The sequence below is a fragment of the Candidatus Acetatifactor stercoripullorum genome, assembly GCF_944382095.1.
Classification (GTDB): domain Bacteria; phylum Bacillota; class Clostridia; order Lachnospirales; family Lachnospiraceae; genus Acetatifactor; species Acetatifactor stercoripullorum.
The window spans coordinates 1-15,360 of record NZ_CALWMU010000055.1 but is presented as its reverse complement, the minus strand read 5'-3'; the positions used below and the strand labels follow the sequence as shown (position 1 = coordinate 15,360).

The 15,360-nt window shown below is 48.2% G+C and carries 14 protein-coding genes and 1 other annotated feature; of the genes, 2 read left to right on the top strand and 12 right to left on the bottom strand.

The window, feature by feature from the left end; translation table 11 throughout:
* Positions 1-132: 132 nt before the first annotated feature.
* Positions 133-403 (bottom strand) — a binding site (T-box leader).
* Between the two features lie 106 nt (positions 404-509).
* The 4 genes from SHK35_RS13055 to SHK35_RS13040 form a co-directional block, all read right to left on the bottom strand.
* Positions 510-1,217 carry a hypothetical protein gene (locus SHK35_RS13055; RefSeq protein ID WP_318710108.1) on the bottom strand — a complete coding sequence of 236 codons (708 nt, stop codon included), beginning with the start codon at positions 1,215-1,217 and terminating at the stop codon, positions 510-512.
* A gap of 118 nt (positions 1,218-1,335) precedes the next feature.
* Positions 1,336-2,367 (bottom strand): dipeptidase, encoded by a 1,032-nt coding sequence (locus SHK35_RS13050; protein ID WP_318704395.1) that lies wholly within the window; start codon positions 2,365-2,367, stop codon positions 1,336-1,338.
* 47 nt (positions 2,368-2,414) lie between these two features.
* Positions 2,415-3,398, bottom strand: coding sequence for a GDSL-type esterase/lipase family protein (locus SHK35_RS13045; protein ID WP_318704396.1), 984 nt, complete (start codon positions 3,396-3,398; stop codon positions 2,415-2,417).
* A gap of 57 nt (positions 3,399-3,455) precedes the next feature.
* Positions 3,456-4,745, bottom strand: a complete 1,290-nt coding sequence (locus SHK35_RS13040; protein WP_318704397.1) for an MBOAT family O-acyltransferase — start codon at positions 4,743-4,745, stop codon at positions 3,456-3,458.
* A 285-nt stretch (positions 4,746-5,030) separates the two neighbouring features.
* Between SHK35_RS13040 and SHK35_RS13035 the strand changes: the two genes are divergently transcribed.
* Entirely contained in the window at positions 5,031-5,792 is a 762-nt protein-coding gene (locus SHK35_RS13035; protein WP_318710107.1) for a DUF6062 family protein, read from the top strand.
* An 11-nt stretch (positions 5,793-5,803) separates the two neighbouring features.
* Here SHK35_RS13035 and SHK35_RS13030 read toward each other — a convergent pair whose 3' ends face one another.
* On the bottom strand, positions 5,804-6,412 hold the full coding sequence (locus SHK35_RS13030) for a TetR/AcrR family transcriptional regulator (protein ID WP_318704399.1): 609 nt from the start codon (positions 6,410-6,412) through the stop codon (positions 5,804-5,806).
* Between the two features lie 148 nt (positions 6,413-6,560).
* Between SHK35_RS13030 and SHK35_RS13025 the strand changes: the two genes are divergently transcribed.
* Positions 6,561-6,944, top strand: a complete 384-nt coding sequence (locus SHK35_RS13025; RefSeq protein ID WP_318704400.1) for a hypothetical protein — start codon at positions 6,561-6,563, stop codon at positions 6,942-6,944.
* A 25-nt stretch (positions 6,945-6,969) separates the two neighbouring features.
* On the opposite strand, the gene pdxR is transcribed toward SHK35_RS13025, so the two are convergent.
* The 7 genes from pdxR to SHK35_RS12990 form a co-directional block, all read right to left on the bottom strand.
* Entirely contained in the window at positions 6,970-8,424 is a 1,455-nt protein-coding gene (pdxR, locus tag SHK35_RS13020) for a MocR-like pyridoxine biosynthesis transcription factor PdxR (RefSeq protein ID WP_318704401.1), read from the bottom strand.
* Positions 8,425-8,432: 8 nt separating this feature from the next.
* Complete coding sequence (locus SHK35_RS13015; protein WP_318704402.1) at positions 8,433-9,275, bottom strand: DUF2225 domain-containing protein; 843 nt, start codon at positions 9,273-9,275, stop codon at positions 8,433-8,435.
* Between the two features lie 59 nt (positions 9,276-9,334).
* Positions 9,335-10,996, bottom strand: a complete 1,662-nt coding sequence (locus SHK35_RS13010) for a glutamine--tRNA ligase/YqeY domain fusion protein (protein ID WP_318710106.1) — start codon at positions 10,994-10,996, stop codon at positions 9,335-9,337.
* A 76-nt stretch (positions 10,997-11,072) separates the two neighbouring features.
* The gene (locus SHK35_RS13005; RefSeq protein ID WP_318710104.1) at positions 11,073-12,251 is read right to left on the bottom strand and encodes a phosphoribosylaminoimidazolecarboxamide formyltransferase; all 1,179 of its coding nucleotides are present in this window, start codon (positions 12,249-12,251) and stop codon (positions 11,073-11,075) included.
* 49 nt (positions 12,252-12,300) lie between these two features.
* A complete protein-coding gene (locus SHK35_RS13000; RefSeq protein ID WP_318704405.1) occupies positions 12,301-13,008 on the bottom strand; it encodes an IMP cyclohydrolase in 708 nt (235 codons plus the stop codon).
* A 110-nt stretch (positions 13,009-13,118) separates the two neighbouring features.
* Entirely contained in the window at positions 13,119-14,573 is a 1,455-nt protein-coding gene (guaB, locus tag SHK35_RS12995; protein WP_318710103.1) for an IMP dehydrogenase, read from the bottom strand.
* 91 nt (positions 14,574-14,664) lie between these two features.
* Positions 14,665-15,159, bottom strand: a complete 495-nt coding sequence (locus SHK35_RS12990) for a hypothetical protein (RefSeq protein WP_318704407.1) — start codon at positions 15,157-15,159, stop codon at positions 14,665-14,667.
* Positions 15,160-15,360: the final 201 nt, after the last annotated feature.

The window sequence follows — 15,360 nt, the reverse complement described above, 5'->3', positions numbered from 1 at the left end:
CTCGTAATGCTTCGCATTCCGAGCTCGCGTTGCTCGTCAGGTTTGCCCAAGGGGCTCTGCCCGTGCAAGCACGGCAGAGCCCCTTGGACAAACCTGACTCTGCTCATTCGCGCAAAAAAAGCTCCCGTCCTTCAAAAGGACGAGAGCAGGTCTCGCGTTACCACCTAATGTTTATAGACAGCTCACGCTGCCTACCTCTTCGAGTACGGCCCATAGGCTTATACTCTAGCACGTTAACGGGTGCAGGACCGTCGCAGCCTACTGTCTCTGCCTTATCTGTATGGCAGGAATTCGGTGCGAAGCTCAAAGATGTATTCGCACAAAGCTTCCCATGCGCCTCTCATCAACCGGCTGCTTTCTGTTTGTTTCCCTTTGTGCTACTTCTTCTTGTCATTGCTTTTCTTAATCAAATCGCTTGAATATGAAATTATAGGTATTATATAAAATGAATCGATTTCTGTCAACTAAAAAATGAGGTTTGGCTAAGTTGTTTACCACTTTATGGCCTGTTACGCATTCTGCAGCCTTGCTTCCTCCAGCTCTTCCCTGGTGGCTTCAAACAGGCATTTTGCCTCCTCCTCAGTCCCGCCTTTTTCCAAAAACATCTGCAGCATCTTTTTTCTTCCTTGTTCCAACCCCCGGTCATAAATAAGGTCACTTAAATTACACATACCAGCCAGGCTCCTTTCTATCCTTTCTGTCATCTGTATGCCGTACTGCTCCTCCAGCACAGCCTTTTTAGCCTCTGTGTTCAGTTTTTCAGAAAAAACTGCCGCCAGCAGCCTATGCAGACTGCTTCCTGCAGATAAATCCTCTTTTTTCCCAAGGCATACCATCACTGCCGAAAACAAATCATACCGCACCTTTCCCTGAAAATCCCCATATAAAGAGTTTGGCTGTATTTTATATTCTGTAATGGTATTCTCCGCATACTCCGGCACGTCAAAGCAAATCCAGATAGAATATACTTTCTTAATTCCGTCATAGGACTTAGGCGTGAATTCCACTCCCATCTGTGAGGACAGCAGTCTTGCGCAGTAATAGACTGCACGGGTTACAATGTCATAGCCTGGTGTAAAGCTCTTCTGCGCTTCCACATTGATGATCAGCTTTACCTGCTCCATCCCCGGCGTAACCGCATGAAAGCGTATGTCAAAAGTCACCTGGCCTTCGTTGGCCACCTTGTCCTCCTGAGTCATTCCTCCAACAAAAGGCATATTGGTTCTTCATAGAACATCCTGCAAATTCACTGACCGTTTCCTTCAGAATCCTGGCCAGTATCTGTTTGTCACTTAAATCAATAAAAACGCCATAAAAAGGCTCTCCTTGTCCGCTTTATTTTAAAATTTCCCGGTATACCCGAAGCACGTTTTCAGAAAATATCCCATCCAGCTGGGACTGGGTAAAGCCTGCCCCATGGAGAGCATCCCAGAGCCGTTCCACGCTCTGTGCTCCGGGCAGCGCTTCGTTGACATCGATACCGTCAAAGTCGCTGCCAAGTCCCAGTACCTCCATTCCGCCCACGTCCACAATATGTCTTGCATGGTTCACCGCAGCATTTAAAATTGCCTGTATGCGCGCCTCCTTTCCCCGGGGAATACACTGTGCCTCCAGAAGAAAGTCCACATAGTAATTCAGCCCCATCACACCGCCCCTCTCTCCCAGACTGCGTATCATGGAATCCGTCAGATTTCTGGCACAAGGACAGACTGCCCTGGCATTGGAGTGGCTCGCCACGAAAGGCTTTTTTGCGCATTCCAGCACATCATAAAATCCTTTGTCGGACAAATGAGACACATCCACAATCATTCCCATGCGCTCCATCCAAAATACAAACTCTCTTCCCCTTTCGGTAAGCCCTTTTTCTTTTTCCGGGCGGCCATTTCTATTTGGGTACCCCAGCTCATTGGGATAATTCCAGGTAAGCGTCATCATGCGGACCCCCATGTGGTACAGCTTTTGCAGCTTTTGTGCTTCTCCCTTGCACACGGCGCCTTCCTCCACTGTCAGGAGCGCAGACAATTTCCCAGTCTTTTCGTTTGTTACAATATCCTCATAAGAAAGCACAGGCACAATTTTTTCCTCATTGCAGGAAAGCTCTCTCGCGTAAATTTCATAAAGTGCGCAGACCCTCTCCCAAGGGTCTGTGCACTCCTCCTGGTCCACAAACAGGGCAAAATTCTGGAGCAGATATCCGCTTTTCTCCATGCGCTTTAAGTCAAGCTGCAGGCCGTTTTCTCTAAGTCCAGTCTTTTTCCCCTTTCTCTCCCTTTCAAAAATCTCAGCCACTGTGTCACAGTGCATATCCACAATTTTTTGATTCACCGGCCTCTGTCCTTTCTTCTGCACACAAGGCATCTGTTCCATTTTTGTATTCCCCCGGTGGATTTCTATATTCCCTTTCCCATTTTCCCTTACAGTGCATGGGATTTTAAAAAGTCCTTCCAGATGGTTACATACTGTGCCTTTAAATGCACGCCGTCGAAGGTATAATCAGGATTCATGCCCCCTGTCTCGTCGCAGATAAGAGGATTTACGTCAAGATAGTATACCTTCACATAATCCGCAAGCTTTTCTATCTCCGTATTACGGGCCTCGATTCCCTCATTTGTGATATAATCTCCCTGGCTGGAACGCTCTGTGGTCACCTTCATGATGCCCTGTAAATAAATAATGGCATTAGGCTGCAGCTCTTGAATGCGGTTTACCACCTCTTTATATTTTTCCATAAAGGTTTCCACGGTGCCCGTTCCCATCTCGTTGATGCCAATCATCAAATAAATTTTCGAGAAGGAATATTGCTGTAACGCTTCCTCCACAGTCAGCTTCTCCTTCTGTCCGGGAACCGTAACAATCTCCGCATCCAAAAGCTTATATATGGTCAGTCCGGTGGACGCGTAAAAGGTCGCCGTATCCTCCAGTCCGCCATAATCATACAGTCCCACAGTCCGAGAATCTCCTATGAAAAGCGCATCCTTGAAATAATCATCCTCCACAGTCCGGTATTCCACATCCTCCGGCCTGCGGGAAACAATGAGCTGGGGCGGCTCCTGTGATTGACCATTTTGGTCACCCTGTCCAGTCAAATTCTCCGTCCCATCTCCCTCTCCAGTAGCAGGAGCCTGGCTTTCTTCCTGTAAAGAGTCGTCCGCATTGTCAGAACCGGAAACACTGTCAGAGTCGGAGACGCTGTCGGAGCCAGAAATGCTGCCGAAGCCTTCCTCCTTCGAGTCTCCTGCACTCACAGTTTCCTCCCCTCCTGCCATAGTCTCCTGATACCAGCTTCTCATCTGCCAGAGAGGTTTCGCATAAACCTGCCAGTTGTCCCCAAAAGTCAAATACACCGCCCCAAACACGAAAAGCATCACCAAAAAAGTATATTTTTGAATCTTCTTCAAGCAATCACCTCAAGCCGCCAGTCTTTTCCTTTTTACAACTTTCCCCGAAATTCCCCGTTAAAAGCGAAAATACATAAACGGATTCTCTCCCTCTACCGCAATCCGCCACACACAAATCCAGAACAGGGCCGCCAGCACAAGCATTCCTGGAATGGTGTCCTTCCACCTGCGGTAAAGCTTCTGTATTGCGGGTGTGCAGGAAAGCAGGGCCGCCCCAAAAAGGGGCCAGTAATTTGTAAGGGCCTTCTCCCAGTCACCTGCCCGCACATTGATGGCTTCCACCAAGCCGAACATCCTTCCCAGATAGATCTGCAGCTGGGAAACATCAGTGATGGCAAAGCACATCCACGTAATAGGGATTACGATCCACAGATACAGATGGGGAATCACCTTAAGCCGTTTCCCAACTCCCGTTTTCTCAAGCAGTCGTTCCAGCACGATCAAAAACCATAAGCTTCCGCCCCATATAAAAAAGTTGACCGTACTGCCATGCCACAGAGAAGTCAGCATCCAGACAGCCAGAAGATTCAGCACAGTTCTTGTCATTCCCCTTCTGTTGCCTCCCAGGGGAATATACACATACTTACGGAACCAGCTTCCCAGCGTTATATGCCATCTTCTGTAAAAGTCCCTGACACTGCGGGCCATGTAGGGATGCTTGAAATTTTCAGGGAGTCGAAAGCCCATCATCCTCCCCAGTCCGATTGCCATCAGAGAGTATCCGTAAAAATCAAAGTAAATCTCCATTGAGTAGGCAAGGGCCGCCAGCCAGGCCAAAGGCGTTGAAATACTTTCAAAGCCCGTCACCTGCACCTCTCTCCACAAAAGCCCTATCCTGTCGGCCAAAAGCACCTTCCAGACAAGTCCTACCGTAAATACCTTAAGACCCTCCTGCAGGCTCTCCGCCGTCATCTGCCTCTCCCTGATAGGCTGCCGCAGCTCCCCGTAGCTTACAATAGGACCAGAAATCAGCTGCGGAAACATGGTGATATACACCGCCAAATTGAGAAAGGATCTCTCACGCCTGATATCTCCGCGGTAAACGTCAATCAAATAAGACAGGATCTGAAAGGTATAAAAGCTGATTCCCAGAGGCAGTCCGGCCTGATCCGTTCTGCCCTTGAAAAACGCAAGGCACCCCACATTTCCTGCGATTGCCGCAATGAAAAGAAGCTTTTTCCAATTTTTTTGAAATCTATTTTTACTCTTTCTATTTCCCTTCACAGGCTGTAAGTGCAGTCCCACAAAATAGTTGGAAAGCACCGAAAGCATCAAAAGCACCAGATGCCTGGGCTCTCCCAGCGCATAAAAAATAAGACTTCCCGACAGAAGTGTCACATTTTTCATGTTTTTGGGGGTAATTCCATACAGGATAAAAAAGGCCGGAAGAAAATAGAGCAAGAATTCTATACTGCTGAAAACCAAGAATTATCACGTCTTTCGTCTCTTCTCTACTTACTATAGTATCTTTTGTCCGGTCATAATACAACTAAATAATTCTTAATTTTAACTTACAATTTGTTACAAATTTGTAGTAAATATGTAATTTTCCTGATTGCCATATGACGGGCCATGCTTTACAATAAGAGCAAAAGATGAAAAGATTTCGGAATGGAGATTTGTGTAAAAAATATGAAAGAACAGCTCTACACCATCCCTCTCAACGATGCGGTAAATGCCGGGGATGAATGTCCCTTTTGTTATATCGAGCGCAGCGTGGAGCAGGATCTGCTTGATTTTGTGCTGGGAAGCGGCTCCTCCTATATGGAGGCGGATATCCGGGAGATTACGGACAAGATGGGCTTTTGCAGAACGCACTTCCAGAAAATGTTTGACTATGGAAATACTCTGGGAAATGCCTGGATTTTAAAAACCCATTATCAGAAAATGATCGGGGAAATGAAACAGCAGTTTACCAATTTTCGTCCCGGCAAATCCTCCCTGAAGGACAAATTCCGCAAGGCCGCCTCGGATGCCAACCCTATCGGCATGTGGATTGCACAAAAGGAGGCCTCCTGCTATATCTGCAGTCAGTTTCAGGACACCTATGCAAGATATCTGGATACCTTCTTTTACCTGTTTAAGCAGGATTCTGCCTTTCGTGAAAAAATAAAGAACAGCAAAGGCTTTTGCCTGCACCATTTCGGCGATTTATGCCAGGGCGCCGATGAAAAGCTCTCCCAAAAGGAAAAAGAGGTCTTTTATGAAATGGCTCTGCCTCTCATGGAGGAAAACATGGAACGCATTTCCGGCGACGTGGCCTGGCTGGTGGAAAAGTTTGACTATCGAAACCGTGATGCGGATTGGAAAAATTCCAAGGATGCCATCCAGCGGGGAATGCAGAAGCTAAAGGGCGGTTATCCCGCAGACGGGCCCTACCGCATGAACAAGTAAATCCTTGTCTGCTAAGTAACCCTCTGCAAAAGCTGTTTCATCATATCCAGATAGCCTGCGATTTCTTCATACAGCATTTCCGGCTGAAAAGAGGCGTCCAAAAAGCGCTGGGTCATCAGCCCCTTTGAGGTAAAATCCAGCATTTTGCGCAGCTTTACGCCGTCAATCCCCTCAGGAAGCGCAGAAAGATCGGCCTGACTGTTTATGGTTTCATAGACATCCAAAAGCTCGCTCTTTTTCTCCTCCACCGCAAGCAGCGCTTCCTTTACATCCTCCGTCATGGAACGGTTGAGAAACTGCTGCATATAGGGATATGCGCGCAGGGCGTGCATGCGCGCGCATTCCGTCTGCTTCATCAGCTCGAACAAATCCCTCTCATTTCGGTCCACACAGGCCTTTATCTCCAATATCATATAACGCACGCTGTATTCGTATACAAAAGCGTAAACCCCCAGCTTACTCTCAAAATAGTGAAACAAAAGCCCCTTGCTGATGGAGGCCTCCCGCACAATATCGTCCGTGCTTGCATGACGGTAGCCATGGAGCGCAAATACCTTCAGGGCGGCGTTTATTATCCTATCCTGTTTCTCCTTTTTCAAGTCAAAAAACCTGGCATTCATGAAACGACTCCTTCCTTCAACTACCTATCTTATCACAGGCGCCCGGAAAACAAAATATTTTTCAGAAATTTAATACATATTCTCTTTTCATTTCCACAAAATAGTATTAATATATTACTGTAAAGAAATAAATGGAAAGGAGCAACCCATGGCAAAGAAATTTGGCAAGTTCTTACTCTTCACCGCCGCAGTGGGCACAGCGGCTGCCGCTGTTTATTACTACATGAAGAAAAAGGATGCTGATCTGTCGGTGTCCGATGAAGATGACGAAGATTATGACGATTTCAGCGAGGATTTAGATGACGATGCGGATTCCTCCTCCCGCAGCTATGTCCCTCTAAATAGAGACGCGTCCGAAGAAGCCTCTTCCGATTCCGACGCAAAGGAAAATGGCGGCGAGGATTTCACGCCTCTGTCCGAGCAGGTAAAGGAAGCCGCTCACAAAGCGGAAGATGCGCTGGAGGAGACAGTGGAGGAATTTTTTGACGAAGAGGACACAAACGAAGAGGAGCCTCCCATCAAGGATAATTAATTGCACAAAGAAGCTGCAGGAGCTTTCATAGCCAAGCCTCCTGCAGCTTTTTGATTCCCTCGGCAATCTGTCCGTCCGTCAGGCCGCCAAAGCCCAGCAGCACCGCAGCTTTTTCATATTTTCTGCTCTCTGAATCCACCAGACTGTCCGAGAGTCCATACACCTTCACTCCTTTTGCCGCAGCCCTTTTTATCAGCTCCTCCTCCGACACCTGGCCTTTGGCCGTCAAAAGCAGATGCAGTCCTGCGTGCTCCCCCGATATTTGAAAATGCTTCTGAAAGGGCTTTAGGCCCTCCAGTAAAAGCTCATGCTTTCCCCGGTAGATTTTCCGCATCTTATTCAAATGACGTTCAAAGCTGCCATCCTGAATAAACTCATTCAATATCCTCTGGTCAATGCGGGACACGGTGCAGGAGTAAAACCAGCACTCCCTTTGATAACGCTTAAGCAGCGCCTCGGGCAGAACCATGTAGCTTACACGGATAGCAGGTGCAATGGCCTTGGAAAAGGTGCCGATATAGATCACCTTGTCGTGGTCATCCGATGCCTGCAGCGACGGCACAGGCTTTCCCCGATATCGAAACTCGCTGTCATAATCATCCTCAATCAAATATCTCTCCGGCTCCCTGGCAGCCCAGTTGAGAAGCTCCGCCCTGCGCCCTATGGGCATTACCGTCCCCGTTGGAAACTGGTGGGAGGGCATCACATAGGCTACGCTCACATTTTCCTTTTCCAGTCCGGACACCATCATTCCATTTTCATCCATATCCACAACAAAAATGCGGTAGGCAAAGGACTGGAATATGCGATAAGCCCGCTTGTAGGTGGGATTCTCCATGGCAATGCGCACATGTCTCCCCAAAATCTTTTCCAAAAGCATCAGCAGATAGTCGTTTCCCGCACCCACGATAATCTGCTCCGGCCTGCAGTTCACACCCCTGGAGGAATGGAGGTATCTGTTTATGGTCAGGCGCAGATCATAGTCTCCCTGGGCCTCCCCCTGGGAAAACAATTCACTGTTTCCGTAATTTAAAATGTTTTTGGTAATTCTTTTCCAAACGCCAAAGGGAAAGCCGGACATATCAATGCCGTTTGGCGAAAAGTCAAGAAGAGGCTCCGGCGCCCCCTGCTCCTTCTTTTTCGGCTTTTCCTCCGGTCTAAATGGAGAAACCTCCCCTGAAAAAGCTTTTATGCCCTCTTCTGAGCGTTCTCCTTCCATCAAGAAAAGCTCCTCTAAAGGGCACACAAAGTATCCCTTGTAAGGCCTGGCCTCAATATAGCCTTCACTGACAAGCTGGTCATAGGCATATTCCACGGTGCTTCTGGCTACCTGCAGATATTCGGCCAGAGAACGCGTGGAGGGAAGCCGCTCTCCCGTAAGCAGCTTCCCTTCTCTGATTTCCTTTTTTATATGCTCATAAATCTGTTCATACAGACGTTTCCCACTGTCTGTCTGTAAACGAATGGTCATGTCATACATTGCAGTCCCTATTGCCTCTTCAAATCCGCAAGAATCTGTTCCTTCAGCTCTCTGGCCTTATCCTTGGTACGGTTGTTGGCTGTGGGAGACGTCAATATAGCAGCAACCATTTTGCTGGCCACATCATACTTTTTAAATCTTGCAGCCAGAACACCGATCAAGTATTCCACCGTGATCTCATCCATGCCGCACATAGGAAAGTCTTCCGTCTGCATAGCCTCTGTAAAGCCATTATAAGCATTCTCCAGATATTCTGCCTCCTGAGCTCTCAGCTCGGCCAGCTTTTTTCGATCCGCTTCTTCCTCTTTTTCAAGGCTCTCCGCATAGCCTCGCAGAAGCCAGGCACTTTTTAAGCAGATATATGCCTTTTCACTGGCTTTGGCTCTTTTGACTACAGCGTTTGCCAATGCAAGCTTATATCTATCCACGGCCTCCTCATAGCTGTAGGTATCTCCCGTATGCGGATGAAGCTGCACCCTCTGACTGATATGTTCTCTGATCAGCTTCGCCTGGGCGCTGCCCACTGTGGTAAAATATCTGCTAAGTGCCGCATAGCCGCAGTGAGGGCAAAGCTCCACGTCATATTTTGCCGCATCAATTCCGTCATATTGAGGTCTTAAGTCCTGATCCGTCTTTAGCAGCCTTGCCTTGCCCGACTTCATAATTTTGGAAGAAAAGCTCTCGCCGCACACAGGGCACTCAAAGGTCTTATCGTAAATCAGATCCTTCTCCTCCACCTTTTGCACCGCAGCTTCCTTTTTCTGCTTTTCCTTTTCCTCGTTTTTATAAATATCCATGTTTTCCAGATTGCCCAATCCCAATCCGGAAAGTCCGGACAATAATCCAGCCATTTTTACCCTCCATTCCTTCCGTCTCTTTTCCACCACTCAATTTTACACCCTTGGAAGCCTTACACTTCCTTTGGCAGCGCATAGGAGCTCTTCAGGGATACAATCCGGTTAAACACCAGCGCATCCGGCCTGGAATCCCTGACATCCACACAGAAGAACCCCTGCCGCACAAACTGAAAGCTGTCATAGGCCTGGGCTCCCGCAAAGGCAGGCTCCAGTCTGCATTCCTGCAGCACAGTAAGAGAATTGGGGTTCAAATTCAGGCTGCCGTCCTCATTATAAACACCCTTTTCCTCGTCGATAATGTTTTCATACAGCCGTACCTGCGCTGTGATGGATTCCCTGGCAGGCACCCAGTGTATGGTTCCCCTTACCTTTCTTCCGTCAGGACTGCTGCCGCCTTTAGACGCCGGATCATAGGTACAGTGCACCTCTGTGACCTTACCGTCCGCGTCCTTCACGCAGCCTGTGCAGGTCACAAAATAAGCATTCATCAGGCGCACCTCATTGCCCGGAAACATTCTGAAATACTTTTTGGGAGGAATCTCCATAAAGTCCTCTCTCTCAATGTACAATTCTCTCCCAAATGGCACCTGACGGCTCCCCAGCGCTTCATTCTCCTGATTATTGGGAATCTCCACCAGCTCTGTCTCACCTTCCGGATAATTATCAATAATCAGCTTTACAGGATTTAACACCGCCATCATGCGGGGCTTCTTTACCTTCAAATCCTCTCTGATACAATACTCCAGCATGGCATAATCCACAGAGGAATTGCTCTTGGAGACGCCGCAAAGCTCTACAAAGCGTTTGATGGATTCCGGCGTAAAGCCTCTTCTGCGCAGAGCGGCAATGGAAACCAGTCTGGGATCGTCCCAGCCGTCCACAATGCCCTCCTCCACCAGCTTTTTGATATACCGCTTTCCTGTGACCACATTGGTGAGATACAGCTTTGCAAATTCAATCTGCTTCGGAGGATGGGGATATTCCAGCTCCCTTACCACCCAGTCATAAAGCGGCCTGTGATCCTCAAATTCCAGCGTACAGATAGAATGGGTAATCCCTTCTATGGCATCCTCAATGGGATGCGCAAAATCATACATGGGATAAATACACCATTTGTCCCCGGTATTATGATGTGTCATATGTGCCACACGATAAATCACCGGATCGCGCATGTTAATATTAGGAGAAGTCATGTCAATGCGGGCCCGCAGCACCTTTTCCCCATCCTTGAATTTACCGGCCCGCATATCCTCAAAGAGAGCCAGATTTTCCTCCACGGTTCTTGCGCTGCCAGGGTCTTCCCTGCCTGGCTGCGTCAAAGTGCCCCGGTATTCCTTTATCTGCTCCGGGGATAAATCCGAGACATAGGCCTTGCCCTTTTTAATCAGCTTTACCGCCGCCTCATACATCTGGTCAAAGTAATCCGAGGCAAAAAACAGCCTGTCCTCCCAGTCTGCTCCCAGCCACTTGATATCCTCCTTGATGGACTCTACAAACTCAGTCCGCTCCTTGGTAGGGTTGGTGTCGTCAAAGCGCATGTTAAATTTTCCGTTGTACTCCTTTGCCAGCCCGTAATTTAACAAAACGCTTTTGGCATGTCCTATGTGAAGATAACCATTGGGCTCCGGCGGAAAGCGGGTGTGAACCGTATCGTACACACCCTCCGCCAAATCCTTGTCAATGATGTTTTCAATAAAATTCTTTGTCTCGCTCATGGTGCTCCAGCCTTTCAGTGTACTTTACATCTGCCTTTTATCATATCACACTGACGCAAAATGATAAAGCAGTTTTTTAGTGATGAAACAGCCGGATTCCCGTAAAGACCATGACCATGCCATATTTATTGCAGCATTCAATCACTGCGTCGTCCCGCACGGAGCCGCCGGGCTGGGCTATGTACTTCACGCCGCTTTTTTTCGCCCTCTCAATGTTGTCGGAAAAGGGGAAAAAGGCGTCGGAGCCCAAGGTAACTCCCTCCATTTTCGAAAGCCACTCCTGTTTTTGCTCTCTGGTAAACACAGGAGGCTTTTTCCGGAAGGTTTTTTCCCATACGCCGTCCGCCAGCACGTCCATATACTCATCGCCCATATACACGTCAATGGCATTGTCTCTGTCGGCCCTTCCCAGGCCCTCCACAAATTCAAGTCCCATAACCTGAGGGGACTGACGCAGAAACCAGTTGTCCGCCTTGCTGCCTGCCAGCCTGGTGCAGTGGATTCTGGACTGCTGGCCTGCTCCGATTCCGATAGCCTGTCCGTCCTTCACATAGCAGACAGAATTGGACTGTGTATATTTCAGAGTGATCAAGGCAATTTTCATGTCAATCAGAGCCTTTTCGGGAATATCCTTGTTTTCTGTCACAATATGGGACAGCAGGTCTCCATTGATATCCAGCTCGTTTCTGCCCTGTTCAAAGGTAATGCCGTATACCTGCTTTTTCTCCACCGGATCCGGCACATAGGACGGGTCTATTTGTATCACATTATAGTTTCCGCCCTTTTTAGACTTCAAAAGTGTAAGGGCTTCTTCTGTATAGCCGGGCGCGATCACCCCGTCGGACACCTCTCTCTTGATCAGCCTTGCCGTATCCACATCACAGACATCGGACAGGGCGATAAAATCTCCGAAGGAGGACATTCTATCCGCTCCCCTGGCCCTTGCATAGGCACAGGCCAAGGGAGACAGCTCTCCCAGGTCGTCCACCCAGTAAATCTTTGCCAGGGTTTCGCTTAAGGGCAGCCCCACTGCCGCTCCCGCCGGTGAAACATGCTTAAAGGATGTGGCTGCGGGAAGTCCCGTTGCCTGCTTTAACTCCTTCACCAGCTGCCAGCCGTTGAAGGCATCCAAAAAATTAATGTAGCCCGGTCTGCCGTTTAACACGGTCACAGGCAGATCGCTTCCATTCTCCATGTAAATTCTGGAAGGCTTTTGATTCGGGTTACACCCGTACTTCAATTCGATTTCTTTCATAACAATCTCCATTCCGAAGCATAGCGTAGAAATTGCGCAACGCCTCCTGTTATTGGTTTTTATTTTTAATGATAGATCTATACTCTCCTGTGGCAATGTCAATATATCTCACAAACAAAGATACCTTATTGTCTCCATTTAAGCTGTCCCACAGCATATCTGCAAAGCCTTCCATGTCATCCGAAACTGCCACCAGTTTAGGCTCCCCCTGAAAGCTGGGCAGCGGGTTTCCATCGTGCATATAGGTATGGATAAAATGTCCCTCTCCCGCAAGCGGCGTCTCAAAGGCAAAGGTATTGCGGATACAGGAGGAAGGATCACCGTGGTTGCTCTTTAAAATAGACATGGCATAGCTGAAGCGTCCGCCTTCAATATGTAGAATTCCTGAAATGCGGGGCGTATAGTTAGGCCCATCCGGCTCAAACTCTCTGCTTCTTAAGGACTGCTCAAAGGTAAGCTGCTTGTCCATTCCCTCATAAATAGTGTCCGTCTGGTCTCCATTGGTCACTATGGTCTTGTTTCCAAGCACTCTTACCGGCGCATAGATAATCAGGCTGGGGTCCTCCAGCTTGGAAGGGTCAAAGGCCTGTGTGCGGATGCCCTGTCCATCCTCCACAAAAATACGGTTCCTGCTGTTTGCGCTTCTGCCCATAATAAAATAAGCGGCCACGGCGTACTTTCCATTGGGAGACTTGCCAAGCACAATGCCCCTCCCGGGGTATTCATTATTTTTCAATTCCTGCTCCAGTGATAACATTTTCTTCCTCCTGTAAAAACCATTTTCCCTTAATGTAAAAAATCCGCCTGAGCAACACAGTCATGGCGCCCAGGCGGACGTTTTTCCGCTTTTATATCACACTTATTATTTTATTCATCCACGCTGTAGTTGGGCGCTTCCTTGGTGATATGTATATCATGAGGATGGCTTTCTCTCAAGGATGCCGCAGATATTCTGATAAACCTGCCATTCTCCTTCAGCTCCTCGATGCTGGCAGCGCCGCAGTAGCCCATACCTGAGCGCAGACCGCCCATCAGCTGGAACACCGTATCCTCCACGCTTCCCTTGTAGGCAACCCGGCCTTCCACGCCTTCCGGAACCAGCTTCTTGGCATTTTCCTGGAAATAGCGGTCCTTGCTTCCATTCTCCATAGCTGCAATAGAGCCCATGCCACGGTACACCTTGTACTTTCTTCCCTGGAAGAGCTCATAATCCCCAGGGCTCTCCTCGCAGCCCGCAAACATGCTTCCCATCATGCACACATTGCCGCCTGCCGCAATGGCTTTGGTAATGTCGCCTGAATATTTGATACCGCCGTCTGCGATAATGGGAATTCCATACTCCTTGGCTACCTCATAGCAGTCCATAACGGCGCTGATCTGCGGTACACCAATGCCCGCAACCACACGGGTGGTACAGATAGAACCGGGGCCGATACCCACCTTTACCGCATCTGCACCCGCCTCGATCAGGTCTCTCGTAGCGGCACCCGTAGCCACATTTCCCGCGATTACCTGAAGATCAGGATACTTTTCCTTGATCATCTTAAGGCAGTTTAATACGTTCTGAGAATGACCGTGGGCGGAATCCAATACCACCACATCCACCTTGGCATCCACCAATGCAGCCACCCGGTCCAGCACATTGGCTGTGATTCCCACTCCGGCTCCGCAGAGCAGACGCCCCTGGCTGTCCTTTGCGGCCAGCGGATATTTGATTGTTTTTTCGATATCCTTTATGGTGATGAGTCCTTTTAGATTGAAGTCCTTGTCCACTATAGGAAGCTTTTCCTTCCTGGCCTTTGCCAGAATCTTTTTTGCCTCCTCCAGCGTAATTCCCTCCTGGGCAGTGATCAGCCCCTCGCTTGTCATGGACTCTTTGATTTTCTTTGTGAAGTCTGTTTCGAATTTTAAGTCTCGATTTGTGATAATGCCTACAAGCTTTCGTCCCTCGGTAATGGGAACACCGGAAATGCGGAATTTCCCCATCAGCTCATCAGCATCCGCCAGTGTATGTTCAGGAGTCAGAGAAAATGGGTCGGTGATGACTCCGTTTTCAGAACGCTTTACCTTGTCCACTTCCTCGGCCTGCGCCTCAATGGACATATTCTTGTGAATAATGCCAATGCCTCCCTGTCTTGCCATGGCAATGGCCATGCGGTGTTCGGTCACCGTGTCCATTCCCGCGCTCATCATCGGAATGTTCAGCTTAATCTTCTTCGTCAGCCAGGTGGTCAAATCCACCTGATTGGGTATCACCTGTGAATACGCAGGCACCAGCAGCACATCGTCAAAGGTAATGCCTTCGCCAATAATCTGTCCCATTTTCTGTCCTCCTGTATTTTCTTAATTTTCAAATGAGTGTATCAAAGATTATTTTCACTGTCAACACATACGTTTATAAAAATTTAAGAATTCAATCCGTAAACACCTTCCTGGGCGCAACCGTTTTTATCACCTTCACCAGCTCGGGAGAAGGACTTAACAGCACCTTTTCCCCGCCTTCATAATACATGACATACCGCAGATCAGGCTGCAGCTCCTCACCGATGCTGTAATCCTTCACCTTTACATTGCGGTTTTTGTAATTATCCAGATGATAGGATTTTATGGGAGCCAGAATTTCCAGTCTGTCAATGCTGTAGGTGGCAACTCTCTTTCTCTTGGCTTTTGCCATCACCTTGTCCACAGTAAGCTCCTTGTCCAGATACAGATATTCATACTCCAGATCTGTGTAAAGATTTACGAAATAAGCTCCAAGGCCGCATGCAAGGGCAAGCAGCATAGCCGGCATAAAAAGAAACATGGCCAGACCAAATACCACTGTCAGCATGATCAGCAGTATCTTGAAAAATTTAGCCAGCATGGATTGTTTTGCCTTGATCAGGCATTCTACATAGGTATCGCTCATAATCTTGTCCTGTCCTTTTCAAAATGTTATAGCTTCATGATATAACATCCTGCTTCAAGTTGCAAGGCGACTTTCCCCCTATCCGCAATTTTTATCCTTTTTTTAGAATCCTCTTAGAAGCCCTCTTGAGTTTCCGCAAACTGCAATAAAAAGACAGATATGTCTTTCCAAAGTACCAATCTGCCGATTTTTGAGAGATTC